Raw genomic sequence first — 26248 nt, forward strand, 5'->3', positions numbered from 1 at the left:
CCTGCGCAGCGCTGGGTTTCTCCTCCATGTGAATTCCCATAGATCTCAGTTGCTCAGCGATTCTTACCTATTTCCATATGACCATGTGATCTAACGCAAGGTTATAAAACATGCATTTCTATTCTTTCTAGTTATTACGGCGAATAGCTAATCTATGCTCACGCAATAATAAAGGAATGTCGTGACATGTTACTCAAGGAACTTTCTGCGCTGGCGAGTCCGCTTAATGACCAGCAGATCGGCCAACTGCAGCAGGCCGTGGCAGAGTTGTCGCCACAACAGCTGGCTTGGATCAGCGGTTATTTCTGGGGTTTGAGCCAAACTCCGGCGGCAGCGGGTGCTAACCCTCAACCTCTTGCCCAAGCGGTTGCCACTGCGGCGAAACCTGCGGGTAAGCTGACTATCATTTATGCCTCTCAAACCGGCAACGCAAAAGGCGTGGCGGAAGCTTTGGAAGCAAAAGCCAAGGCGGATGGCGTAGAGGTTTCTCTGTATTCAGCAGATGATTACAAACCGCGTGATCTGGCGAAAGAAACGCACCTTATCATCGTGGCGTCGACCAACGGTGAAGGCGAGCCGCCAGATAATGCGATTTCTCTGCACGAATTCCTGCAATCAAAGAAAGCGCCGAAACTCGACAAACTGCAATACGCGGTGTTGGGCTTGGGTGATTCAAGCTACGAATTCTTCTGCCAAACCGGTAAAGACTTCGACACTTACCTGTCTAAGCTGGGCGCGAAAGCTATCGCACCGCGTGTTGACTGCGACGTGGATTACGAAGCAGAAGCAGAAAGCTGGAGCAGCGACGTTCTGGCGAAAGTGAAAGAAACCATTGGCGGTGGTGAAGATGAAGTGGTTGTGCCACTGCATGCAGCAACCACAGCGGGTGCAGCTTCTGCCTATAACAAGCAAAACCCTTATGCGGCAGAGCTGGTAGCAAACCAGAAAATCACTGGCCGCGATTCAGGAAAAGACGTTCGCCATATCGAAATCGATCTGGGTGAGTCAGGTCTGACTTACCAACCGGGTGACGCGCTGGGTGTTTACTACACCAACAGCCCTGAACTTGCTGATGAAATCCTCGCGAAAGTGGGCCTGACGGGCGATGAAACGGTTGAAGTAGCGGGTGAATCCCTTCCACTGCGCCAGGCGCTGATCGAGAAGTTCGAAATCACCGCAGCGAATCCACAGCAAGTGGCTGCGATTGCTGAGCTTTCTGGCAGCAAAAAACTGCAGAAGCTGGCAGAAGATAAAGACAAACTGCGCCAATACGCGAACAACACGCAAGTGGTTGACGTGCTGGGCGAGAAGAAAACTAAGCTGACCGCTGAGCAACTGGCTGGCCTGCTTCGTAAACTGACGCCACGTTTGTACTCGATTGCTTCAAGCCAGGAAGAAGTGGGCGAAGAAGTGCACTTGACCGTGGGTCTGGTGGAATTCCAAAACGGTGATAACACCCGTTTTGGTGGTGCATCAGGCTTCCTGTCGCAACGTGCTGAAGACGCAGAGTCAGTGAAAGTGTTCATCGAGCACAACAACAACTTCAAACTGCCAGCTGACGATAATGCACCTGTCATCATGGTCGGCCCAGGTACTGGTATTGCGCCTTTCCGTGCCTTCATGCAAGAGCGTGATGCCCGCGGTGCAGAAGGTAAGAACTGGTTGTTCTTTGGTGACCGTACCTTCACACAAGACTTCCTGTATCAAGTCGAGTGGCAGAAATTCCTCAAAGACGGTTTGCTTAGCAAAATCGACCTCGCCTTTAGCCGCGATCAAGCTGAGAAAGTGTATGTTCAGCATAAGATTGTCGAGCAAGGCAAAGAAGTATGGCAATGGCTGCAAGATGGCGCTTACCTCTACATCTGTGGTGACGCGACTTACATGGCCAAAGACGTTCATGAAGCATTGATTACGGTTGCCCAAGAGCAGGGCGGTAAGAGCCGAGAAGACGCAGAAAACTATTTGAACGAACTGCGTAAGGCGAAGCGCTATCAAAAGGATGTGTATTAATGAGTGACAAGCAAGTCGTGTTGGGCCAAGAGCTAGGCCCATTGTCAGATAACGAACGTCTGAAGCGCGAAAGTGATTTTCTTCGCGGCACCATCGAGCAGGATCTGTCTGATCCAGTGACAGGTGGTTTTACCGCAGACAACTTCCAGCTGATCCGATTCCACGGCATGTATCAGCAGGATGACCGTGATATCCGTGCAGAGCGTCAAAAACAGAAGCTGGAGCCACTGCACAATGTGATGCTGCGTGCCCGTATGCCAGGCGGTATTATTACGCCGAAACAGTGGCTGGCGATCGATGAGTTCGCGACCGAACACACCATGTACGGCAGTATCCGTCTGACTACGCGCCAGACTTTCCAGTTCCACGGTGTGTTGAAGCCAAACATCAAGCTGATGCACCAGACGCTGAACAAAATCGGTATCGATTCCATAGCAACAGCGGGTGACGTGAACCGTAACGTGCTGTGTACCACGAACCCTGTGGAATCTGAGCTACATCAGGAAGCCTACGAGTGGGCAGCCAAGATCAGTGAACACCTGCTGCCGAAAACCCGCGCTTACGCGGAAATTTGGCTGGACGGTGAGAAGGTAGAAGGCCATCAGGATGAAGAACCAATCCTGGGCTCAAACTATCTGCCACGTAAATTTAAAACCACTGTCGTGATCCCACCGCAAAATGATGTGGATGTGCATGCAAACGACCTGAACTTTGTGGCGATTGCAGACAATGGCAAGCTGGTTGGTTTTAACGTACTGGTCGGTGGTGGTCTTGCCATGACCCACGGTGACACCAGCACTTACCCACGTAAAGCCGACGATCTGGGCTTTATCCCGCTGGATAAAACACTGGATGTCGCAGCAGCGGTTGTGACCACACAGCGCGATTGGGGTAACCGTTCTAACCGTAAGAACGCGAAGACTAAGTACACATTGGATCGCGTTGGCACTGACGTGTTCAAAGCGGAAGTGGAAAAGCGCGCAGACGTGAAGTTCGAAGCAAGCCGTCCGTACGAGTTCACTGATCGTGGTGATCGTCTGGGTTGGGTTGAAGGCATCGACGGTAAGCATCACTTAGCGCTGTTTATCGAAAATGGTCGCTTACTGGATTACCCAGGCAAACCACTGAAAACCGGTGTGGCTGAGATTGCGAAAATCCACAAAGGCGATTTCCGCATGACCGCGAACCAGAACCTGATCATCGCGGGTGTATCGAAGTCTAACAAAGCGAAAATCGAGAAGATTGCACGTGAGCATGGCCTGATGGATGACGGCGTAAGCGAGCAGCGCAAGAACTCGATGGCGTGTGTGGCTTTCCCAACTTGTCCGTTGGCAATGGCTGAAGCAGAGCGCTTCCTGCCGGGCTTTGTGACTGAGATTGAAGGCGTGCTGGAGAAGCACGGCGTAGGTGATGATCACATCATCTTCCGTGTCACTGGCTGTCCGAACGGTTGTGGCCGTGCCATGTTGGCCGAGATTGGTCTGGTGGGTAAAGCACCGGGTCGATATAACCTGCACTTGGGTGGTAACCGTGAAGGTACCCGCGTGCCTAAAATGTACAAAGAGAACATTACCGATGCACAGATCCTTGAAGAGATCGATGCACTGGTTGGCCGTTGGGCAACCGAGCGCAACGACGGCGAAGGCTTCGGTGATTTTGTTATCCGCGCTGGCATTATTGCGGAAGTGAAAGTCTCTAAGAGGGATTTCTATGCCTAAATTTCAACTGTCCGATCTGCTTGGCCGCACTAAGGCTGAGCAAATCTTAGAACTGGCGCCAATCAATGCTGAGCTTGAAAGCATGTCAGCGCAGGAGCGGGTTCGCTGGGCGTTGGAAAACCTGCAGGGCGAGTTCGCCCTGTCATCAAGCTTTGGTATTCAGGCGGCGGTGATGTTGCACCTGGTGACACAGGAAAAGCCGGACACTCCGGTTATCCTGACTGACACTGGCTACCTGTTCCCGGAAACCTATCAGTTTATTGATGAACTGACAGCGCGTCTGAAACTGGACCTTCGTGTCTACCGCGCAGAGCAGAGCTCAGCTTGGCAGGAAGCGCAGTACGGTAAGCTATGGGAGCAAGGTGTCGAAGGCATCGAGCGCTACAACCGCCTGAACAAGGTGGAGCCAATGCGCCGTGCACTGGACGAGCTGAACGTTGGCACCTGGTTCTCTGGCCTTCGCCGCGACCAGTCCAGTTCACGTCAGACATTGCCTATTCTGGGTATCCAGAACGGTGTGTTTAAGTTCCTGCCAGTCATCGACTGGACGAACAAAGACGTGCACTACTACCTGAAAGAACATGACCTGCCGTACCACCCGCTGTGGGACCAAGGCTATGTGTCTGTCGGTGATGTGCATACCACCCGTAAGCTGGAAGATGGCATGTCAGAAGAAGAAACCCGCTTCTTCGGCCTAAAGCGTGAATGTGGTCTGCATGAAGACGACGTGAGCGACGGCGCGGGCATTTAACGCCCAAACAGAACGAAAAAAGCGATGCTATCTAGCATCGCTTTTTTATTGCCACTCATGACGAATCAGTAATTTTCGAACGTACGCTCAACGTCTTTAAAGCACTGCTCTCTGTCCGCATTGTTTCGGATTTGGTAGCACTCATCTTCCGCCATTTCACGGCCAACTTCGGCGGTACATCCAGCAAAGAGCAACAAGCTGGTGGCGATCAACATGGCTTTCATTTCTACTCTCCCAATTCCATTTTTGCTTAGACTGCTGAATCTTTGATTAATTCGCAAAGCGCGTTTCTCAGCCACAAATTTGCCGGACTGTGCTGGTTGCGTTTGTGCCAAATTAGCTGGTGAACAATGCTCTCACTGGTAAAAGGCGGCTGAAGGACTTTCAGATTGTGGAGTTTTGCATATTTTTCGGCGAGTAAATGGCTGGTCATGCCAACACATTCGCTGCCTCCCACCAGAGCCATCATGGAGGAGATAGACTCGCACTCAGCGCTGATGATGCGTTCACTGAGGTTTTCTTTAGTGAAATAGTCAGCCGCAAACAGGTTTGAGCGTCGGATTCTGAGTGTGATGTGTTTTTCCGCGTAATACTGCGTTTTTGAAATCTTCTCACCAATTCGAGGGTGATTCTTTGCACAAATAAGGCGGAGTGTCTCATCAAAAAGCGGCTGCGTCTGAAAGGCCTGCCCATTGACTTTACCGACATCTATCGCGAGATCAGCCTTTTGCATGCTGAGCATTTCCAGTAATCGACTTTCTGTTCTTGGAACAGGATTGAACTGAATGCGGCACTTTTCGAATAAAGGGCTCTGCTCGACTTTTGCATGCAGCAATTGCAGCGCGACTTCGTTAGCCAGAACATTAAAAGTCCGCTCAGTCTGCGGGGTAAAACGGTTCACATGTGACAGCGCGAGAGACATCTGTTCGAGTGCAGGGCGGATGTCGTTGGCCAGTTGAACGGCAGCATGTGTCGGGCTGATCCCCCGTCCTTCCCGGACAAACAGCTCTACTCCAATTTGCTTTTTTAGGCGTTTCAACGCAGTACTGACTCCGGGTTGGGTCATGTTGAGCGATTCGGCCGCAGCGGTTATCGACCGAAGCTCATAAACAGTCAGAAAAACGGATAGCAAATTGAAATCGGGTTTGGTCATAGGAAACACATAACGATTGATTATATTTTCATTAAAATTGACTTTATTTTTCATTATATGTCAAGGCGGTAATGTTTCTCTCCATTAGATGATTCACAGATTGCGATGGAGATAGATGATGATTAACCCTTGTGCTGCCCGCAGTGCCAACAAGCAAGGCTTGGACGCTTCCCACCATTCCTTCACTTCGACCCGCAAAGGCTTTTTGCTTACTCCTTTGGTTGCCTTTGGACTCACTTTTCAGGTGCATGCTGAAGAAAGTAACCTGCAGGATATGTCTGATCCTCTGGCCGTATACACGCAGGCAGGCGTTGGAGTGACGAATAATGGTCTGAACTTCAAACTGGGTATGACCTACGATACCGGCATTGATAGCACCATGGGGATGAACATTATCGAGCTGAAAGGGCTGGCAGGGGATTTTTTACACCTTGGTGGTGATGACAGCTTTGACTCTGTTCGTTTCCGTAACTTTGGTTTGGATACCCAGACAGGTTGGGGCTCTCAGATAGATATCAGTTGGGACTTTGATAGCGGTCTGGGAAGTGCCTCATACAGCAAAATCCACGCTTTACCAGCAGTGGGAGCTCTTCAGTTATATCCTCTGGCTGGCGCAGGTTTAACAGTGTCAGATACGGCAGAAATTAGAGGCACGGAAACTCCGATAGGCAGTGTGGGCTATGCCATCCCATCTACCTATGTCGTGGTAGGAACTTACTCCAAACTGACGGTCACCGACGATATTTGGCTAAATTATAATCCTATGTATATCAACACACTGAATGATAATCACTATATGAAAGGAGTGATGGATGGTTGGCATCATGAAGTGGCAGCGAGCTACCAAATGAACCCTCGTCAGAATGTCAGGTTGTTCGGCAACTTTTCTGATTCAGATATCGCAGGCTCTACACGGGATTGGCGACTGGAGTTTAATCATCAGTTCTGAGGCTTATTACGGTGCGGTTCGGGATAATTGCTCTATCTGGCTATGAATCTTTTCTGTGAATTTTTCTATAACAAATAGATTAATATCATTTTTATATCCTTTGATTTCGACAGTCAGCTGAGGATAAGTCGAAATAGTAGGCACAAAAAAGCCAGCATGAATGCTGGCTTTCTTTTTCGCAAAACTTACAGGATATCCAGCAGTTCTACTTCGAATACCAGTGCTGCGAAAGGAGGGATTGCTGCACCCGCACCGCGCTCACCGTATGCAAGATCTTGTGGGATGTACAGTTTCCACTTAGAACCAACAGGCATCATTTGCAGAGCTTCAACCCAACCTTTGATCACGCCGGTCACTGGGAATTCTGCTGGCTGGCCGCGCTCTACAGAGCTGTCGAATTTAGTGCCATCAGTCAGAGTACCGTGGTAGTGAACACGTACTTGCTTGTCAGAAGTCGGGATTTCGCCGTTACCTTCAACCAGTACTTCGTACTGCAGGCCAGACTCGGTCACGGTCACTTCGTCACGCTTCGCGTTCTCAGCCAGGAAAGCTTCGCCTTCTGCTGCTGCTTCTTTTGCTGCCGCTTGGCGAACTTCTTCTGCTTGGGTGTGCAGTTCACGCAGTGCGTTGTTGATCTCGTCGATCTCAATCTCAGGCATGTTACCCGCCAGAGCGGTTGCGATACCTTTCGCGATTGCATCTACGTTCAGACCTTCCAGACCAGAACCTGCCAGTTGCTGACCCATTTGCAGACCGATGCCGTAGCTAGCTTTCTGCTCTACGGTTTCCAGTTTTACATCAGACATGTCGTCTCTCTTTATTTGCGGGTTTAAAGTGGGCAAGGATAACAGTTTCAAGCTATCTGGGACAAATCGGTTTACAGTCGCAAGGTTGTAATTCAGACGGAATTCTTTGAAAGTACAAATGTCAGACAATTGTTTAGGTTAAGCCGACTGGCTGACATTTTGCTGATATTGCAGATCTAGTATTCAGACTTATTGGATTGACTGAGATACTGGAACTACCCCATGAGGAAATTGGGAGAGGTAATGACCTTGAAAGGAAAGCGCGAAAAAGGAACAGCATCCGCCACGCCGCCTCTGGGCGAGGCAATCAAAAGCGCAATAGAAAAAGCGAAGGCCTCGCTGAGTCCGCTGGTTGAACGTGTTCAACCTTACTGGCAATCCTTGCCAAAACTGCACCGTACGGCGATTTCAGTGTTGGGCGCGTTGTTGGTGGTGCTTTTGCTTTGGCCATCAAGCGATGACACAGCCCCTGAAACGAATACAGCCGGAGAGCGTGTGCCAGTACCACTTGCGGTTGGGCAGCAGGAAGCCAGCAACGATGAAGGCTTTGATGCCGACGGTGAGCAAGTCATCGCCACGCAGACAGTGGGCGCACAAACCGTGAATACGGACTGGGTGAACTATGAGGTGAAAGGCGGTGATACGCTGTCTAACATCTTCCGTGCACAGGACTTGCCGCTGCCAGACCTTTACGCCATCTCAGCGATTGAGGGTGACGATAAGCCTCTCAGCCGAATCCAGCCGGGACAATTGCTTCGCTTTAAGCGTAATGACCAAGGTTCCTTGGACATGCTGCAGATTGAAACTTCTGGGGCGTCGGTGATTTTCTTCAGGCTGTCAGATGGCAGTTTTGCCCGCCGCAAGTAAATGCTGAAAACAGAGAAAGGCTGCCATTGGGCAGCCTTTTTTACGTCTGTTTACCGCCAATTAGGCTGTGACGCGGCGCATGTCGATGTGCGGAATCCCGTCTTCCAGATACTGCTCGGAAATTTCTTCAAAGCCGTGGCGACGATAGAACTCCCGCAGGTGATATTGAGCACCAATGGTGATCGGTGCTTTTGGCCACACGTCATGTGCCTGAATGATGGCCTGTTTGACCAGCTCACTGCCACAGCCGTTTCCGCGTTCGGTATTGGCGGTCACAATGCGTCCGATACTCATTTCCGGATAGGTGAGACCGGCTGGCAGAATACGGGCGTAGGCTGTCATTTTGTCATCACGGTATCCGAGCAAGTGTCGGGTTTCGGGGTGGGTGTCATGGCCGTCCAGCTCCGGATACGGACAGTTTTGTTCTACGACGAACACGTCGGTGCGCAACCTCAATAGGTCATAAAGTTGCCGGGTCGACAACTGACCAAAGGTCAGGGTTATCCATTGCATTATTGTTATTCCTGATTTTTAAAAATCTCTTGGGCTACTTTTTTCATAGCCCATTTCCCTTTGGGTAGCCGGATAACTTATAAAAAAACCGCGATCAAAGCCGCGGTTTTTCTGTATCAATTTTGGGTGCTTTCAATAATTAAACATTGGCGCAACCAATTGTTAATCATTTTTTCAGGTCAATGCGGTACAGTGCGAAGCCCACATCATCTGTGCCCACTTTCTCCATTGGGTACTGACCTTTGGCTTTTACGAAATCAGCTGCCTTGTCACTTGGTGAGGTCTCAAACACCACGTTTATATCAGCGTCGGTTTCGATTGGGGCAAACGACCAGTTATTGTCAGCCGTTGGGGTAACCACACCTTTCTCTTTGGTCACGGCACTGATGTAGTTGGCAACCACGGTACGGTTTTCATCCGGTGAGGCGAAGGCGATGAAGTCATTACCTGTGCCCGGGAACTTTCCTAGATACGCGCGGTAGTTGTTGGTCGCAATCAAAAATGGCTGCGCCATATCAACGGGTTTACCGTTGAAGGTCAGGTTCTGGATACGCTCTGCATCCGCGTTGACCAGGTTGCAGTCACCGTCGTAACGTGCGGGCTGGGTGATATCGACTTGGTAGTTCACGCCATCAATCACATCGAAATTGTAGGTGCGGAAGCCATCCCAGTTAATGAGTGATTGTTGCGCGTTGGATTGAGGGTCGATTTGATTAAACTGACCCGCGCTGCACTCCAGCCACTCTTTCACTTCTTTACCGGTCACTTTCAGTGTCACCAGCGTGTTTGGATAGAGGTAGAGATCCGCTGCATTTCGGAACGTCAGCTCGCCCGCTTCCACTTCGGTGAAGTTCGCTGGGTCATTCTTACGGCCACCGGCTTTGAACGGTGCCGCGGCTGACAGTACAGGAATGCCGTCCAGATCCGGGTCACCCTGAATGAAGCGTTCGACGTAATCTTTCTGTGCCAGGTTAACGATCTGTACCGTTGGGTCGTCCTGCACCAGCGAAAGGAAGCTATACATCACGTCGTTAGCTTTACCGATAGGCTGATTAACGAAATCGCGGGTGCCCTTATGGTCATGCGCCAGTACTTTTCGCATTTCCATATCTGCAGCTGCCAGTGATTTGCCATCAAAAATAGGGCGCGATTCGCTTTGTACCGGCGTGACAACCCACTCATCGCCTTTCTTGTCGAGTTGCAGATCCATGATACCGACATGGCTGCCCCAGCGGCCCGGCATTACGGCAGCAACACCTTTGATGGTGCCTTTTTGGTTATCGACGCCTTTGATGTTGTCAAAGCCTTTGCCCGGGAATACCGCGTGAGAGTGGCCGAAGGCGATAGCATCGATACCTTCAACGTCGGCAAGGTAGTACACCGAGTTTTCAGCCATGGCTTTGTACTCGTCTTGCGACAGACCAGAGTGCGGCACAGCCACAATCACGTCTGCGCCTTTGGCTTTCATCTCAGGTACCAGCTTTTCAGCGCTGGCTTTGATGTCTTCGGCAATCACTTTGCCTTCAAGGTTCTTCTTGTCCCAAACCATGATTTGCGGCGGTACAAAACCGATATAACCGACTTTCACCAGATGAGCGTTGCCGTCGGTGTCTTTGAAGGTGTGCTCTTTGATAATGTAAGGATTGAAGTAGTGCTTACCGGTGTTGGCATCAATCACGTTGGCGGAGATATAAGGGAATTTCGCGCCTTCCAGCGAGCGGTCGAGGAAGTCGAGTCCGTAGTTGAATTCGTGGTTACCGATGTTACCCACATCGTAGTTCAGCAGGTTCATTGCCTTGTAGACGGGGTGAACTTCGCCTTTCTCGATACCTTTCGCAGCCATGTAGTCACCCATCGGGCTGCCCTGTATTAGGTCACCATTATCGACCAATACGCTGTTTTCGACCTCTTCTTGTGCAGCCTTCACGAGCGTTGCAGTGCGCACCAGACCGATTTTTTCACTCGGCTTGTCCTTGTAGTAGTCGTAATCCATCACATTGGTGTGAATGTCGGTAGTCTCGATGATACGCAGTTTAATGGTGTCCGCCATTGCTGGGCCTGCCATGGTAAGCATACCGGTCAGTACAGCGATGGAAAGCGGACGGGCTGAAAGAGTCATGATTATCTCCCAAGGACAGAAATGTGCCTGTATTTTGCATATCGACGACTAGGAATAGTTACATTTCATCTCTAACTGTGATCTATGGCTTGATTAAGTGATATGTAATCGAATGCAGTGCTGGCGCGGCTTCGCGGCGGTTGGAGAAAATTTCGTCGCTATGAGAGTGAAGGTCTAATAGCCATAACGTTATAAAAAATGAATTTTTAGAATTTCAAGTAATAACATCAACTCTCTATAGTGGCCTCAATGGATTGAAAGGGCTGACACTATGGATTACTTGCCAATTTTCGCAAAGCTTGAAGGACGCGCTTGTCTGGTTGTCGGCGGCGGTGAAGTCGCATGGCGCAAAACGCGCATGCTGATGAAAGCCGGGGCGTCTGTCACCATCGTGGCGCCTGAAGCGGATCACGAAGTTATTGAAGCGGCTGAAAATGGCGAGCTGGTGTGGCTGAAAGAAGGCTTTAAACCGGAGCACCTCGATAACGTGTTTCTGGTGATTGCCGCGACTGATAACCCGCTGGTGAATGAGCTGGTTTCTAAAGCTGCCGACAAACGTCGCGTGCTGGCAAATGTGGTGGATGACACCCCGAAATGCAGCTTTATCGTTCCCTCTATTGTTGATCGCAGCCCAATTGTGATTGCGATTTCTTCTGCCGGTAAATCACCGGTGTTAGCAAGACTCATCCGAGAGAAACTCGAAACCCTTATCCCGTCGCACGTTGGCCGTATGGCAAAACTGGCCGGCGATTTCCGCGACACCTTAAAACAGAAAATCTCGACCCTGAACGGTCGCCGTAAATTCTGGGAAATGGCGTTTGATGGCCGTTTTTCCTCACTGGTTGCTTCAGGTGACGAAGAGGGTGCCAAAGCAGAGCTTGAGCGACTGACTGACGGTGTTTCCTTGCAAGGTGAAGTGGCGTTGATTGGTGCTGGTCCGGGTGACCCAGGTCTTCTGACCCTGCGCGCGCTGCAACTGATGCAGCAAGCCGACGTGGTGCTTTATGACTATCTGGTCTCTGACGAAATCATGGAGCTTTGTCGTCGTGATGCCGAGCTGATTTGTGTCGGCAAGCGAGCGAGCTATCACAGCGTATCGCAGGAAGAAACCAACGCCATGTTGGTGAAGTATGCACAGAAGGGACACCGCGTGGTGCGTCTGAAAGGCGGGGACCCCTTCATGTTTGGCCGTGGCGGTGAAGAGCTACAAGTGCTGCAGGAAGCGGGCGTTCCGTTTCAGGTGGTTCCGGGCATTACTGCCGCAGCAGGTGCAACCGCTTATGCCGGTATTCCGCTGACACACCGCGATTATGCACAAACAGCGATGTTCATTACCGGACACCTCAAGAAAGAAGATGACAGTTTCCGCTGGGCGACACTTGCGCGTGGTCGCCAGACGCTGGTGATTTACATGGGTCTGATGAAAAGCGCCCATATTCAGCAGCAATTAATTCAGCATGGACGTGACCCGGAGACCCCGGTCGCAATCATAGAAAACGGCACGCGTACCAATCAGAAAATCTATAAAGGCAAACTCAACGAGCTGGAGTCGCTGGCGGAAGGTGTAGGTTCCCCTGCATTGATCGTCGTCGGCGAAGTGGTGCAGCTCGCAGACCAGTTGAACTGGTACGGAAAGCAATCATTCGAAGCGGTAGGTGATGTTCGTGCACCATCCGTGGTTAATTTAGGCTAAGGAAACAACATAGAATGGAAGCCAAAACTCTTACCCACCTCAAACAGCTTGAGGCAGAAAGTATCCACATCATTCGTGAAGTGGCGGCGGAATTCGATAACCCGGTGATGATGTACTCCATCGGTAAAGACAGTTCCGTGATGCTTCACCTGGCTCGTAAAGCCTTCTATCCGGGCAAGATCCCTTTCCCTCTTCTGCACGTCGACACTGACTGGAAGTTCAAGGAAATGATCAAGTTCCGCGATGAAACGGCGAAGAAATATGGCTTCGAACTTCTGGTACACAAAAACCCAGAAGGTCTGGCTGCGGGCATCAACCCGTTTGACCATGGTTCTTCCAAGCACACCGACATCATGAAAACCCAGGGTTTGAAGCAGGCGCTGAACAAATACGGTTTTGATGCAGCATTCGGCGGTGCGCGTCGTGACGAAGAGAAAAGCCGCGCGAAAGAGCGTGTTTACAGCTTCCGCGACAAGAACCACGTTTGGGATCCAAAGAACCAGCGCCCTGAGCTGTGGCACACCTACAACGGTCAGGTGAACAAAGGCGAAAGCATCCGCGTGTTCCCGCTATCGAACTGGACCGAGCTTGATATCTGGCAATACATCTACCTCGAAGGAATCGATATCGTGCCGCTGTACTTGTCTGATGTGCGCCCCGTGGTGGAACGTGACGGCATGCTGATCATGGTTGATGACGACCGTATGAAGCTGCAGGAAGGCGAGGAGATTGAACACAAGAGCGTTCGCTTCCGCACCCTGGGTTGTTACCCACTGACCGGTGCTGTGGAATCGGAAGCCAACACCCTGCCGGGCATTATTGAAGAGATGCTGGTGGCGACCTCGAGTGAGCGTCAGGGACGTGCGATCGACCACGATCAGTCCGCCTCCATGGAATTGAAGAAACGTCAGGGATATTTCTAAGGGATTAAACATGAATAGTGCTATTGAACAACAAGTGGCCGAGCTGGGTATCGAGGCCTATCTGGACCAACATCAGAACAAATCCCTGCTGCGTTTTCTGACTTGTGGCTCGGTGGATGACGGCAAAAGTACATTGATCGGCCGCCTGCTGCATGACTCTAAGCAAATTTATGAAGATCAGCTGGCAGCGATCCATGCAGACAGCCAGAAAGTGGGCACCACTGGTGAAAAACCGGATCTGGCGCTGTTGGTAGATGGTCTGGCCGCTGAGCGCGAGCAGGGCATCACCATAGACGTGGCATATCGCTACTTCTCGACCAAAAAACGTAAGTTCATCATCGCGGATACTCCGGGACATGAGCAGTACACCCGTAACATGGCGACCGGTGCATCGACCTGTGATCTGGCGGTTATCCTGATTGATGCACGTAAAGGCGTATTGGATCAAACCCGTCGTCACTCGTTTATCGCGAGCTCGCTGGGCATCCGCCACTTTGTGGTTGCGGTGAACAAAATGGATCTGGTGGATTTCGATCAGGCACGTTTTGAAAGCATCCGTGATGATTACCTGGCGTTTGCTGAAAAGCTGAATGCGGACATCGACATCAAACTGGTGCCACTGTCAGCGCTGGAAGGCGACAACGTGGTAGACCGCAGCCCAAGCACCCCTTGGTATGACGGCGAGACCCTGCTGACCTTGCTGGAAGACGTAAACGTGACTGCGGAGAAAGATAACGGTGCATTCCGTTTCCCAGTGCAGTACGTGAACCGTCCAAACCTCGACTTCCGTGGTTTCTCCGGCACTATCTCTGGTGGTGAAGTGCGCCCAGGTGATGAAATCAAAGTGCTGCCATCAGGTAAAACCTCGACAGTTGCGCGTATCGTGACTTTTGATGGCGACCTTGATTACGCACACGCAGGTCAGGCCGTAACTATTACCCTGACTGATGAAATCGACATCAGCCGCGGTGATTTGATTGTGCCGGCTGCTGATACCCAGCAAGCGACCAACAAACTGGCTGCACGTGTCGTTTGGATGGCGGAGCAACCACTGGAAGTGGGTCGTCAGTACGATGTTAAAGTCGCGGGCAAGAAAACCGTGGGTGCTGTGAGCAAAATCCGCCATCAGGTGGACATTAACTCGCTGGAAACGTTCGACACTGAAAGCCTGCCACTGAACGGTATCGCTGAATGTGAGTTGGAATTGACCGAATCTGTGCCGCTCGACGTTTACACTGATTGCGCCGACACCGGTGGCTTCATCCTGATTGATCGCCTGACCAACGTAACCGTGGGTGCAGGTATGATCAGCGAGCTGCTCGAAGACAGCGTTGCCCAAACTTCAGGTACTGACATCTCTGCGTTTGAGGTTGAACTCAACGCGCTGATCCGCAAGCACTTCCCACACTGGAATGCACGCGACATCAGTAAGCTGTTGGGGTAATTCCAATGAGCTGGGATCAGTCTCTGGTATTGGGATTGCTGCTGGCGATTGTGGCAGGTTTGGTGTTTACCAAAATCAAACCTGCCGTACTTTTCGCAGGCGCAGCTTTCGTTGCATTTCAATCCGGACTGGTATCGGTGGAAGCGATGGCAGGGAACTTCACCAACAGTTCCCTGTTAACGCTGGTACTCCTCATCCTTGCCTCTGCGGCACTGGAAAAACACGTTTGGTCAGTTGGGTCAGCGGGCAACTTGCCTGCGGCCGTTTAGGAACTGTCGTCGCTAAGTTAGGTGTTTCGACCGCGTTTCTAAGCTCTTTTACCAACAACACCGCTGTCGTGGTTTCCCTGATTGGTGCGGTGAAACGTAACCGCCGTCATGCGCCATCACGACTGCTGATTCCTCTTTCTTACGCTGCCATTCTTGGCGGCACCCTTACCCTGATAGGCACCTCGACAAACCTCATCATCAACAGCTTTGTTGAAAGCGCGGGTTTGCCTGCCTTGAGCTTCTTTGCGCCCTCGACCATTGGTCTTGCCGTATTGGCTGGCGGTCTTCTGGTGTTGATTCCATTTTGTTATCTCCTTCCTAACTATGACGACGACAGCGATGACGATTTGCCATACGTACTGGAAGCAGAAGTCAAAAGGGGCTCGCCATTAGCGGGTAAAACCGTGTCTGAAAATGGACTGCGTGCGCTTCGCCGTTTGTATCTGGCGGAAATCGTACGCGATGGTGAGCTGATCGCCCCGGTTTGCCCGGATACTGTGATGCGCGAAGGGGACAAGCTTCAGTTCTGTGGCGACGTGGAAAGTGTGGCAACCTTGCAGGAAATCGAAGGTTTAGCGCTGTTTGGTCAGCATCACATCAACGGACAGAATCTTCTTGAAGTGGTGGTGAGCCACAGTGCATCGATTCTGGGTAAGACGCTGAAAGAGGCCAAATTCCGTGAAAACTTTGATGCGGTCGTCGTCGCTATCCGCCGCGGTCATGAAAAGCTCGAAGGCGGTTTAGGCAATATTACCCTGCTTGCCGGTGACACTTTGGTGATTGTCCCTGGTAAAGGGTTTGCGAAAGAACAACAACGCATGCAGCGCGAATTCGTGCTGGTGAATGGTTTGGACTCCAGCGCGCGCCTCGATAGCAAAATGAGCACTTGGGTGCTGGCTGGTTTTGCCGCGGTAATTGGTTCCGCTTTGATGGAGTGGATGCCACTGCTGAATGGTTTGGCTGCCTATCTGACCGTGCTTTTGCTGACAGGTGTCGTGAATCTGGTGGAGCTGAAACGCCGCTTCCCGGTTGAGATCGTGGTGATTGTCGGCAGTGCGCTAAGTCTTGCGCAGTTGATGATTGAGTCTGGGCTTTCTGAGCAAATGGGTGAGCTGTTTATCTACTGGTTTAATGGCTGGGGCGTTTATGGCGCGCTGATTGCAACCTATTTGCTAACGCTGGTGTTAACGGAGCTTGTGACCAACAATGCCGCGGCCGCACTGTCATTTCCGATCGGATATAGCCTCGCTCTCGGATATGGCGTAGATCCGATGCCGTTTATTATGGCAGTCTTGTTTGGTGCCAGTGCGAGCTTTATTTCGCCATATGGTTACCAGACTAACCTTCTGGTCTACAGTGTGGGTAATTATCAGTTAACGGATTACCTGCGGATTGGATTGCCGTTGTCGTTGGTGTACTCCGCATTGGTGTTGGGTCTTATCCCTCTGTTTTTTCCATTTTAATCACCTCAAAGGCCAATAGAGCCTGAGATGAGGTCAACAAAGGATTGAGTTATGAGTGCAGCGGATACGCCGCATCCGGATGAAAACGTCGTTTGGCATAAACACGTTATCGACAAACAATACCGCGCAGAACAGAAAAAACAGCGTCCGGCGCTGCTTTGGTTTACCGGCCTTTCAGGCTCTGGCAAGTCCACCGTGGCTGGCGCGCTGGAAAGCAAACTCGCGCAGATGGGCTATCACACCTATTTGCTGGATGGTGACAACGTACGTCACGGTCTTTGCCGTGATCTGGGCTTTTCCGATCACGACCGCCGCGAGAACATCCGCCGTGTGGGTGAAGTTGCGAAACTGATGACAGATGCGGGTTTGATTGTCTTCTCCGCGTTTATCTCTCCGTTCCGCGAAGAGCGCCAATTAGTGCGTGAGCTTCTCCCAGACGGTGAGTTCTTCGAAGTGTTTGTGGATACGCCACTGGAAGTGTGTGAATCACGCGACCCGAAAGGCCTCTACAAAAAAGCCCGTGCGGGTGAGATCAAAGCCTTCACTGGTATAAGCTCTGCGTACGAAGCGCCAGAAGCACCGGAAGTGCATCTTCATACTGACGAGCATTCGGTTGAAGCTTTGGTGGATCAGTGTATTGCATCACTGCGCCAGGCAGGCATTATCGGCTGACTTTGATAGGTGCTGAAAAATGAAAAACGGCTGGGATTTCCCGGCCGTTTTTGTTTTTAGCCTTTCAGTGCTTCATCCCCAAAACAGGGGGGAGATCAGGCTTTCTCGTTGACGGTGGATCCTACATCGCTCTCTACCACAAATGCTTTGGAAAGCAGCGCCATCAGGGCATCGAGATATTCAGGATGCGCTTTTTGACCCACGAGTTTTGCCAACTCATTGCCTGTTGGGCTGAAACGGTAGTAATAAATCCGGATGCCTTTTCGCAGCGGTGTCAGCATAAAGGTTTTGTTTTGTCCTATCAGCGGGAAGGAAGCCGGCGGCTCAAGCAGACCGGATTCCAATTCGGTTCTCAATATGAGTCCCAAATCCATCAACAACATCAGATCCGTGAATGGCAATTTGAAATTCCCCAACGCCAAACGCTCAGCAATATCCGGTTTGAAATAGCGCTTCATGCCATCTTCCGGTTTTCTAAACCCCGTAATCAGCTTGTTGCTGCCATCGCTGCCGAAGGTACAGGCTAAAGCGCAAGCACGTTGAAGAGCTTGTGCTTCGCGCTGTGTCATGGTTTCCAGCAATGACAGGGCTTTTAGCGAAGTGCTGCCGGGTTTAATGATTTCCTGTTTTAGGATCCGTGCCCACAGGTTTTGCATACCATCGCCATAGATGGTTTTTGCCATTTCAAAGAAACGGTACAGCCAGTCCGGATCGGGTGAGCTCGCCGTTTCATCGCGACAAAGATCGTTACAGATCTTGATGATTTGCTCGAGGTTTTCCTGCTGCTTTTGTTTGATCTCAAGCTGGCGGAAAGCAGCTCGGGTAGTCAGGGTGTCGTGTTCAATATCGTGCAACTTTGCATCAATGTGGTGAGCAGCAGCAATGGCGGCCAGACGATGCTGACTGGATTTAATGTGGTTCTCCTGCTGGCTTTGTGACTTTTCGCCACGCTTCGGGTTCTCTTTTTCGACACTCTCGGCGTCAATCACGACTGGTTTGTTTGGTTCGGCCATGCTGTTCCCGCTTTGAACACGTTAAGGTAATGTTTTCGCGATGGTTTGGCGCAAATCGTGTGCAATCAACTATGTTAAAATTAAATTAAATTTGTTAACATTTATCCATGTCATGGAAGCGAAAGGAGGAATGATTGCTGTGAAGAAGTTCAAGTTGAATTCAGTCAATATCCTGCTTGTCGTGTTTTATATTGCCACGCTGCTCTATCTTTCTCAGTTTATCGGCTAATTTCCGCGAAACATTAAAAAAACCCGCTTTAAGCGGGTTTTTTCATTTCAGGCAGTGAGCAAGATCACTTCATGAGCTTATTCACTAAATCAATCACTTGAGTGATCTCAGCCTCATTCAGAGCGCCTTCTTTAACAAAGCGGACGGTGCCTTCGGCATCTAGCAGCACGATGGCTGAGCTCTCTTCCTGAAGTCTCCATGCGCCAGCAACAGCGCCGTTTTTATCCAACACAATGGATGACCAGCTGAATTCTTTTTTGCTGTCTTCTGCTGAAGATTTCACAAAACCACCGGTTCCCCAGATGGCATCATCTTGGTTGATGATGGTGGTAGTTTGGTATTGTTCTCTAGGAAAATCAGCCGCTTTGATTGCTTCAATCAGAGGAGCATTCATTTCTTTTGACCTGCTTCGGCCAGCTATCGCCTGAATGATGCGGACTTTACCTGTGAGATCGGCGCTGTTCCAAGTCTGATAATTGACACTGTCGCCATTCAGGGTGAGTTCGCCATGTTTTTCAACGGAGACCGAAGGCAGCGCCTGACCGTTTGAGAGGTTGTGAGCCGAGGCAAAGGTGGAGATGAGAGCAGTCGCCAAGGCCAGAGTTTTAATACGACGCATGAGAGATTGTTTCCTGTTCATTGATATTTAGTTTTTATGCGTAAGCCCACTGAATTTGTTCAGTTTTAAGGCTACGTTAATCAATATAGCCGATACAGGATGTGAGCCCGAATCAATAACTGGCCTTACCACTCAAATTTCGACATTGGATCGCTATCTCTTTGAATCTTTTTTAAGACGCTGTGTCGTATATTTGCCATGTGAAAATTTTTGTCTACGCTTAGTTCGGTGGGGGAAACCTGAGTCCATTGTGTTGTCAAAGTTGTTATGGCCACTGCCCCGAACACTTGGCATTTAGATTGCATCGTACAAATGTCAGCCAATCCTGAACGGAATGGCGTGCAATGCAGGTCTTTTATCATTGGCATGGAAGGAGTTCATCAATGTTACGTATATTTCATCAATACCGTCCTCGTCAGGTTGCCCGCTATGTAAAAGGCTTTTTCCGCGGAAGAGTATATATCGATGGCGTAGGCGCCTTTGAGTTTGACCGAGGCAGGCTGTTACCGCCGCACAACAAAGATAAACGCGCGCTGGCGGTGATGACCGAAGTCAACAACGAAATCAAAGCGATGGCAGCGGCTGCCTGATAAGACTTTACGAACATAGAAAAACGCCCGTCGTATGACGGGCGTTTTGCTTTTCAGGGGTTATCTTTCCCACGGTGGCAGACAAACTCCGGTACCACCAATACCACAATAGCCGTTTGGATTTTTCTCCAAGTACTGCTGGTGATAGGTTTCAGCAAAGTAGTACGGGCCTGCTGGAGCAATCTCTGTCGTGATTTCAGCTTTGCCTTCCGCATTCAATGCGGCTTGGTATGCATCGCGACTGGCTGTTGCTGCCGCTTTCTGATCGTCATCGAAATAGTAGATAGCCGAACGGTACTGGGTACCTTTGTCATTTCCCTGACGCATACCTTGCGTTGGATCGTGACTCTGCCAAAAATGTGTCAGAATTTCCTCCAGCGAAATGCGTGCAGGATCGAACACCACTTGCACCACTTCGGTGTGGCCGGTCTGCGCACTGCATACGTCTCTATAGGTCGGATTGACGGTGAAGCCGCCGCTGTAGCCGACTGAGGTAGATGTTACGCCATCAAGTTTCCAGAACAGTCGCTCTGCGCCCCAAAAGCAGCCCATGCCCAGGAGAATTTGCGATTGTCCGGCGGGTACCTCTTTACTCAACAGTGAGCCATTGACGGCATGCGGTTCTGACGGAATAATTTCGTCGAGTCGATCTGGCAACGCCTGATCAGCAGTGATGGAGAGTTGCTTGTGGTTGATAAGCATATATCGACTCCTTGTCGTGTCTGGATTGCGCCTGTCTTTCTGTCAGGTATCCACCATGGAACCATACAGGCAGGAAAACACAAGAACGGCGCAATGAGCTTATTCTTTCATTGCTGCTCGAATCGGCTCAAGCTGCACGCATAAGATGATTCTGCCGCATCCTCATATGAATCGTTGAGGACATTTTTCCTTGCATTGATGCATATTTGCAACAGAACAACCGAGTACATGGACGGTCATACTGTCACTAATCTTATTTTAAACAGGCTCTCAGGGTGAGAGAAAAGCATACGGTTGATGATTAAGAAACGATTAATACCTTGGGTTGTCGTCGCAACAACATGGGTTCCTGGGGTAGCAATCGCCGAAGTGGACTTCGATATCAAAGGGTTGGACGATGCCCTTGAGCAGAATGTTTCCATATACCTCGACGCTATCCCTGCTAGCGAACGCCGACTGACTTTCCGTTTTCAGTCCCGCGTCTCTGATGAGGTGACAAAAGCGCTACAGGCGCTGGGATATTACAACCCTACGATTGCTTATAATGTCGAGGACAAAGAGTCCATTGACGACGCCACTGTGGTACTAGATATTGTGCCCGGCGAACCTGTGCGCATCGCACAAGTGGATATTGAGCTGACGGGTGATGCGAAAACCGATGAGGCGTTTACCGATCTTCTGAAAACCGCGCCGAAAGTAGGCGACGTGCTTAATCAGGGGCAATACGATGCCCTGAAATCGTCGATTCAAAGCCTTGCAGTGCGTCGCGGTTACTTCGATGCCGAATACACCCTTTCCCGTCTGGAAGTGGCACCGGGTCGCCATCAAGCCTTTATTCGCCTGCACTTCAGCAGTGGCATGCGTTATCACTTTGGCTCGGTGATTTATCATAACAGCCAGATCAATGAAGAGCGGCTCGACAGTATGCTGACCTTCAAAGAGGGCGCCCCGTATCTGGTGTCAGATTTAGGGGCGTTTAACCAGTCGCTTTCGAACACGGGCTGGTTTTCTTCTGTGCTTGTCGAAGCAGGGCTCGATGATCTTCGTGATGACAGGGTGCCAATTTCCGTCAACCTAGAGCCTGCACCGCGCAACCAATTTGAAACCGGTATTGGCTATTCCACTGACGTGGGGCCACGGGTCAAAATTGGGTGGAAAAAGCCTTGGTTTAACAGCCGTGGACATAGTCTGAATACTGACTTGTATGTCTCCCAGCCAAAACAGACGCTGGAATCTACCTATAAGATCCCGCTTGAAGACGTCCAGCGTGAGTACTATCAGGTTCAGGTGGGTCTGGAAAATCTCGACAACAACGACACCGAAAGTTTGGAGCTGACCTCCTCAATTTCCCGTCACTGGAAGTACGATACGGGCTGGCAACGCGCGCTCTATCTCCGCTGGCTCTACTCTGATTACACTCAGGGCAGCGTCTCGAACATTTCAAATCTGATCCTGCCGGGCATTAACTTTTCCCGTGTGCGCAGCCGCGGCGGCGCGATGCCGTATTGGGGAGACAAACAGTCGATCACCTTTGAGGCGGGCGACCCTGCATTATTGTCAGACATCAGTATCTTCCGCGTGGTGGGGCAGACGGCCTGGATCCGCAGCCTAAACAGCGATAACCGTTTCCTGACTCGCGTGAACGCGGGCGGTATTTTTACCAGTGAATTTGAGCGCGTGCCGCCATCTCTACGTTTCTTCGCTGGTGGTGATAACAGCATTCGTGGTTATAGCTATGAGTCGATTTCACCGCGTGACGATGAAGGCAAACTCGAAGGTGGTGCTTACATGACGACGGGCACGCTGGAGTATAACTACCGCGTAACGGGCAACTGGTGGGGCGCACTGTTTGTCGACGGCGGTGATGCCTGGACGAGCAGCGACCCGGAATGGAAAACCTCAGCAGGCGTTGGTGTCAGGTGGGAGTCGCCGGTAGGTCCTATCCGATTTGATATTGCCCATGGCTTTGAAAATAAAGACGATGATTTCATGATCCACTTTAGCCTTGGACCAGAACTATGATGCGTTGGATAAAGCGATTTGTTATCGCCATCGTATTGTTGTTGGTTTTGGTCGTCGCCGGTGTCTTTGCGGTATTACTGACGCCTGCGGGTGTGAAACTCGCGGTCTGGGGCGCTCAAAAAGCCCTGCCTGAGTTAACCATAGAAAAAAGCAGTGGTGCACTGTTGAATGGCTTTGCGCTGGAAGGCGTGGCATTCAACATGGAAGGCTTCTCGCTGTCGGGTAAATCTCTTTCCCTTGATATCAACAGCCGTTGTCTGAGTGGCCCTGCGCTGTGCGTGGAGTCACTGACGGGTGACGGCATTGAGGTGGTGGTTGGGGAAACTGAGCCATCACCGGAATCACCGCCTTCAGAGCCCCTGACGGAAATTAAAACGCCAATCCCACTCTTTCTCAACGGCGTCACATTCTCGGATATCTCTCTCGATATTCTCGGCACCAAGGTGCATTGGGAAAGCCTGACCACCGCCGCCCAGATGCAGGGCAACACGCTGACGTTAAAGCCTACCGAATGGAAAGGCATCAAGGTCGAGCTTGCCCAGAGTGAAGAAAAGCCGTCTGACCCTGCTTCGTCTCCAAGCAGTGACGTACCGATTGAACTGCCCACGGTGAATATCCCGCTCAACGTAGTGATTGAAGGTTTTGCACTGAAAGATGCAGAACTCCTGTTGCCACAAAAACAAGTGATTCACGAGTTCTTTGTCAAAGGCAAAGCGGGCGGTTATGACATTGCTTTGGATGAAGTCCGTCTTGATGCTGAGCAGGGTAAAGTGACGCTCAATGGCGATATCACGCTGCAAGATAACTATCCGCTGAACCTTGCTGCCAAGGCCAATGTTCGGATGGAGCCGTTGCAGGGACACTCACTGACGCTGGATGCAAAGGGTGACCTTCGCGATTTGGCGCTCAATGCGAATCTGAAAGGCGTGCTGCAAGCCGTGCTTTCCGGCAAGTTGGATGTGCTTGACCCTAACCTCCCATTTAACGTGCTGCTGACCAGTAAGAACCTGCAGTGGCCGATTGACAGTAAAGCCGAATACACATTGGCTTCCACGGCGATTAACGCCAGCGGTAGCTTGAAAAAATACAGTGCATCGGTCAAAACCAAAGCCTCGGGTGAAGCGATTCCGAATATCGACTTGTCGACCAAGCTAACGGGGGATCTCGGCAAAGTGATGCTGGGTGATATCTCATTGAAAACCCTTGGTGGTGGCATTGATGGTTGGGCGAGTGTCGATTGGTCAAAGCAGGTGAAATGGCAAACCCGACTGGCATTTTCTGATATTCAGCCTGGGCTACAGTGGCCGGAAGCAGAAGGAAAGCTCTCTGGTGAGGTGCAAAACAGCGGTGAACTGACGGAGCAAGGCGGCTGGTTAGTACGCCTGCCAGAGCTTGATATAGAGGGGATCATCCGCGATCAGGCGTTGGATTTAAGCGGCCAGTTAAATGCTTCTGATGTGAAAGGCAAAGGCGATTTGCTGGTAGAAACCAATGGGCTTTCCCTTCGTCATGGTCCAAACCAGATTGATGTGTCTGGCAAGGTGGATAAAGCGCTGGCGCTGAAACTCAATCTCAATCTTCCCAAGCTTTCCGCTTCGGTGCCGCAGGCTGGCGGCAGTATTCAAGGCAATATCGGTCTTTCAGGTACGCTGGAAAAGCCTGAGGCGGCGCTGCAAATCAATGCCAAAGCGTTGCGTTGGGAAGAGCTGGTCACCGTGCAGGGTGTCAGTATCCGCGGCTCTGTGACGCCTCTTCCTATCATTGGTGGTGGTCTGATTGTCGATGTGAATGGCGTAAAAGCAGAGGGTGTTGAGGTCAAAAGTCTGGCCCTTCGCGCGTCAGGGGATGAAAAAGATCAGACCGTGAGCCTTAAGGTTGATGGAAAGCCTGTGGGGGCAAACCTCTCGGTTCGCGGCAGTTTGGACAGGGAAAAAGGCTGGAAGGGAAGCTTGTATTCTTCTTCGCTCACAACGCCTGTTGGGCCTTGGAAGCTCGCGAATGATATTCCTCTGGATGTGGATTTTACATCGGGTGCTGTCGATATTGGCGCGTTTTGCTGGATGCAAAATCAAAGCAAAGTGTGTCTGGACAAGCCTGCCAAAGTGGCGGACAGCGGCGAAGCCCAACTTTCTATCGTCGATTTCAACTTAGATATTGTGCAGTCCTTCCTGCCTGTGACGACCACGATTGAAGGACTGGTCAATGCCAACGCCAATGTCGCGTGGAAGCCAAATACACTGCCAAACCTGAAAGCATCGGTAGATTTGTCAAAAGGGAAGGTGACGGAACAGTTGGATGCGCCACTGACCATTGGTTGGGATGCTGTGAACATTGATGCGACGCTGGCTAATAACACCCTGAACGCAGATGTGCTGCTGGCATTGACTGACAACGGTAAAGTGTCGCTCAACGCGGTAATGGGGGATTTGGAGAGCAAGAAACGCACCCTCAAGAGCACCTTCGGCATTGATAATATCGACCTCGACATTCTTGCTCCGGCTTTGGGTGAAGACACCACACTGGCGGGAATGCTGAATGGTAAGGTTATCCTCAATGGCGACTTGGATGCGCCAACCGCCAACGGCAGTATTGAGCTAAGCGGCCTTCGACTCCAGAGCCTTGCTGCGCCTGTGGAGGTGAGGGAAGGTCAGATAACGGCGTTGTTAAATGGCACCAATGGTCGCATCAATGGTGATATCAAAACGCCGGATGGCGATCTGGTACTTACCGGTCAGGCGGACTGGAAAGATCTTAATGCCTGGCTGGCATCGCTGAATGTGAAAGGACAACGCCTGAAAGTCGTTGTGCCCCCCATGGTTGCACTGGAAGTCAGCCCAGACATGACGTTGAATGCGTCGCCGAAGTCCGTGAATGTGAATGGCAATGTCTCGGTGCCTTGGGGGCGTATTGTGGTGGAAAACCTGCCAGCATCGGCGGTGCAGGTTTCGAGTGATGTGGTGATCCTGAACGACGATCTTCAGCCTGTTTCTGAGGAAGCAAGCAACCCGATCACGGTGAATGCCAACATTGCGGTCAATATTGGTGATGACGTTCGCCTTGAAGCCTTTGGTCTGAAAACCAATCTGGTAGGTAAACTGGATGTGGCCAGCAATAGAAAAGGACCAAACATTAACGGCGAGATCAATCTGGAAGAAGGGACATACCGTTCATTTGGTCAGGATCTGCAAATCAAAAAAGGTCAGATCCTGTTTAATGGTCCGCCTGAGCAGCCGTATCTGCAAGTGGAAGCGATCCGCAATCCAGACGCCATTGAAGATGGCGTCGAAGCAGGTATCCGTGTGACAGGACCAGCTGATGCACCGGAAGTACAGGTGTTCTCAGACCCTGCCATGCCGCAGGCAAATGCTCTGTCTTACCTCACACGCGGTCGGAATCTGGACAGTGAATCAGACGGCAATGCGATGACGTCGATGCTCATTGGCCTTGGCCTTTCCCAGAGCGGTAAGCTGGTGGGGCAGATTGGCGAAGCCTTCGGTGTGCAGGATTTAACCGTGGACACCTCAGGTAGCGGTAATGACGAGAAGGTCGAAGTGTCTGGTTATATTCTGCCGGGGCTTCAAGTGAAATATGGTGTGGGGATTTTTACCAGTTTGCCGGAATTCACCGTACGTTACCGCCTGTTGTCTGATCTGTATGTTGAGGCAGTTTCCGGCGCGGACAATGCGGTCGACCTGCTTTACCAGTTCAGTATCAAGTAACCAA

At 50.9% G+C, this 26248-nt stretch carries 20 protein-coding genes and 1 pseudogene; 13 read left to right on the top strand and 8 right to left on the bottom strand.

Annotated features, from left to right (window positions below):
- Positions 1-186: 186 nt before the first annotated feature.
- From G5S52_RS15720 to G5S52_RS15730, 3 genes are read left to right on the top strand one after another with little or no spacing between them, the layout of a single operon-like run.
- On the top strand, positions 187-2010 hold the full coding sequence (locus G5S52_RS15720; protein WP_165015676.1) for an assimilatory sulfite reductase (NADPH) flavoprotein subunit: 1824 nt from the start codon (positions 187-189) through the stop codon (positions 2008-2010).
- On the top strand, positions 2010-3728 hold the full coding sequence (cysI, locus tag G5S52_RS15725; protein ID WP_046305652.1) for an assimilatory sulfite reductase (NADPH) hemoprotein subunit: 1719 nt from the start codon (positions 2010-2012) through the stop codon (positions 3726-3728). Before G5S52_RS15720 ends, cysI begins: the two co-directional genes overlap by 1 nt.
- Entirely contained in the window at positions 3721-4479 is a 759-nt protein-coding gene (locus G5S52_RS15730) for a phosphoadenylyl-sulfate reductase (protein ID WP_165015679.1), read from the top strand. The genes cysI and G5S52_RS15730 overlap by 8 nt, the downstream gene beginning before the upstream one ends.
- Before the next feature lie 65 nt (positions 4480-4544).
- Here G5S52_RS15730 and G5S52_RS15735 read toward each other — a convergent pair whose 3' ends face one another.
- Positions 4545-4703: a hypothetical protein gene (locus G5S52_RS15735; protein WP_165015682.1), complete on the bottom strand. Its 159-nt coding sequence runs from the start codon at positions 4701-4703 to the stop codon at positions 4545-4547.
- Positions 4704-4729: 26 nt separating this feature from the next.
- The gene (locus G5S52_RS15740) at positions 4730-5632 is read right to left on the bottom strand and encodes a LysR family transcriptional regulator (protein WP_165015685.1); all 903 of its coding nucleotides are present in this window, start codon (positions 5630-5632) and stop codon (positions 4730-4732) included.
- Positions 5633-5747: 115 nt separating this feature from the next.
- Here G5S52_RS15740 and G5S52_RS15745 point away from each other — a divergent pair, with 115 nt between their 5' ends.
- Positions 5748-6581 (top strand): hypothetical protein, encoded by an 834-nt coding sequence (locus tag G5S52_RS15745; protein WP_235956314.1) that lies wholly within the window; start codon positions 5748-5750, stop codon positions 6579-6581.
- Between the two features lie 185 nt (positions 6582-6766).
- On the opposite strand, the gene bamJ is transcribed toward G5S52_RS15745, so the two are convergent.
- Positions 6767-7387, bottom strand: a complete 621-nt coding sequence (gene bamJ / locus G5S52_RS15750) for a BamJ family beta-barrel-assembly machinery protein (protein WP_002539493.1) — start codon at positions 7385-7387, stop codon at positions 6767-6769.
- Between the two features lie 243 nt (positions 7388-7630).
- On the opposite strand from bamJ, the gene G5S52_RS15755 reads away from it, so the two are divergent.
- Positions 7631-8254: a LysM-like peptidoglycan-binding domain-containing protein gene (locus G5S52_RS15755; RefSeq protein WP_165015688.1), complete on the top strand. Its 624-nt coding sequence runs from the start codon at positions 7631-7633 to the stop codon at positions 8252-8254.
- A 60-nt stretch (positions 8255-8314) separates the two neighbouring features.
- Here G5S52_RS15755 and G5S52_RS15760 read toward each other — a convergent pair whose 3' ends face one another.
- Positions 8315-8767, bottom strand: coding sequence for a GNAT family N-acetyltransferase (locus G5S52_RS15760; protein ID WP_165015691.1), 453 nt, complete (start codon positions 8765-8767; stop codon positions 8315-8317).
- A gap of 166 nt (positions 8768-8933) precedes the next feature.
- Complete coding sequence (locus G5S52_RS15765; RefSeq protein WP_165015694.1) at positions 8934-10886, bottom strand: bifunctional 2',3'-cyclic-nucleotide 2'-phosphodiesterase/3'-nucleotidase; 1953 nt, start codon at positions 10884-10886, stop codon at positions 8934-8936.
- Between the two features lie 271 nt (positions 10887-11157).
- Here G5S52_RS15765 and cysG point away from each other — a divergent pair, with 271 nt between their 5' ends.
- The 5 genes and pseudogenes from cysG (at position 11158) to cysC (ending at position 17350) form a co-directional block, all read left to right on the top strand.
- A complete protein-coding gene (cysG, locus tag G5S52_RS15770) occupies positions 11158-12579 on the top strand; it encodes a siroheme synthase CysG (protein ID WP_062666570.1) in 1422 nt (473 codons plus the stop codon).
- 14 nt (positions 12580-12593) lie between these two features.
- Complete coding sequence (gene cysD, locus G5S52_RS15775; protein ID WP_165015697.1) at positions 12594-13502, top strand: sulfate adenylyltransferase subunit CysD; 909 nt, start codon at positions 12594-12596, stop codon at positions 13500-13502.
- Between the two features lie 10 nt (positions 13503-13512).
- Positions 13513-14946: a sulfate adenylyltransferase subunit CysN gene (gene cysN, locus G5S52_RS15780; RefSeq protein WP_165015700.1), complete on the top strand. Its 1434-nt coding sequence runs from the start codon at positions 13513-13515 to the stop codon at positions 14944-14946.
- A 5-nt stretch (positions 14947-14951) separates the two neighbouring features.
- Positions 14952-16678, top strand: a pseudogene (locus G5S52_RS15785) (SLC13 family permease).
- Positions 16679-16729: 51 nt separating this feature from the next.
- Entirely contained in the window at positions 16730-17350 is a 621-nt protein-coding gene (gene cysC, locus G5S52_RS15790) for an adenylyl-sulfate kinase (protein WP_165015703.1), read from the top strand.
- Positions 17351-17445: 95 nt separating this feature from the next.
- Here cysC and G5S52_RS15795 read toward each other — a convergent pair whose 3' ends face one another.
- Both G5S52_RS15795 and G5S52_RS15800 read right to left on the bottom strand, forming a co-directional pair.
- Complete coding sequence (locus G5S52_RS15795) at positions 17446-18363, bottom strand: TIGR03899 family protein (protein ID WP_165015706.1); 918 nt, start codon at positions 18361-18363, stop codon at positions 17446-17448.
- Positions 18364-18656: 293 nt separating this feature from the next.
- Positions 18657-19211: a YtfJ family protein gene (locus tag G5S52_RS15800; protein WP_165015709.1), complete on the bottom strand. Its 555-nt coding sequence runs from the start codon at positions 19209-19211 to the stop codon at positions 18657-18659.
- A gap of 383 nt (positions 19212-19594) precedes the next feature.
- Between G5S52_RS15800 and G5S52_RS15805 the strand changes: the two genes are divergently transcribed.
- The gene (locus tag G5S52_RS15805; RefSeq protein WP_002536503.1) at positions 19595-19801 is read left to right on the top strand and encodes a DUF1107 domain-containing protein; all 207 of its coding nucleotides are present in this window, start codon (positions 19595-19597) and stop codon (positions 19799-19801) included.
- Positions 19802-19861: 60 nt separating this feature from the next.
- Here the strand turns inward: G5S52_RS15805 and msrA are convergent, their stop codons facing one another.
- Positions 19862-20497, bottom strand: coding sequence for a peptide-methionine (S)-S-oxide reductase MsrA (msrA, locus tag G5S52_RS15810; RefSeq protein ID WP_368737479.1), 636 nt, complete (start codon positions 20495-20497; stop codon positions 19862-19864).
- Positions 20498-20800: 303 nt separating this feature from the next.
- Here msrA and tamA point away from each other — a divergent pair, with 303 nt between their 5' ends.
- Both tamA and tamB read left to right on the top strand, forming a co-directional pair.
- Positions 20801-22525: an autotransporter assembly complex protein TamA gene (gene tamA, locus G5S52_RS15815; protein ID WP_165015715.1), complete on the top strand. Its 1725-nt coding sequence runs from the start codon at positions 20801-20803 to the stop codon at positions 22523-22525.
- On the top strand, positions 22522-26244 hold the full coding sequence (gene tamB, locus G5S52_RS15820; protein ID WP_205743935.1) for an autotransporter assembly complex protein TamB: 3723 nt from the start codon (positions 22522-22524) through the stop codon (positions 26242-26244). The genes tamA and tamB overlap by 4 nt, the downstream gene beginning before the upstream one ends.
- Positions 26245-26248: the final 4 nt, after the last annotated feature.

Source organism: Grimontia sedimenti (assembly GCF_011045095.1).
Lineage (GTDB): Bacteria > Pseudomonadota > Gammaproteobacteria > Enterobacterales > Vibrionaceae > Enterovibrio > Enterovibrio sedimenti.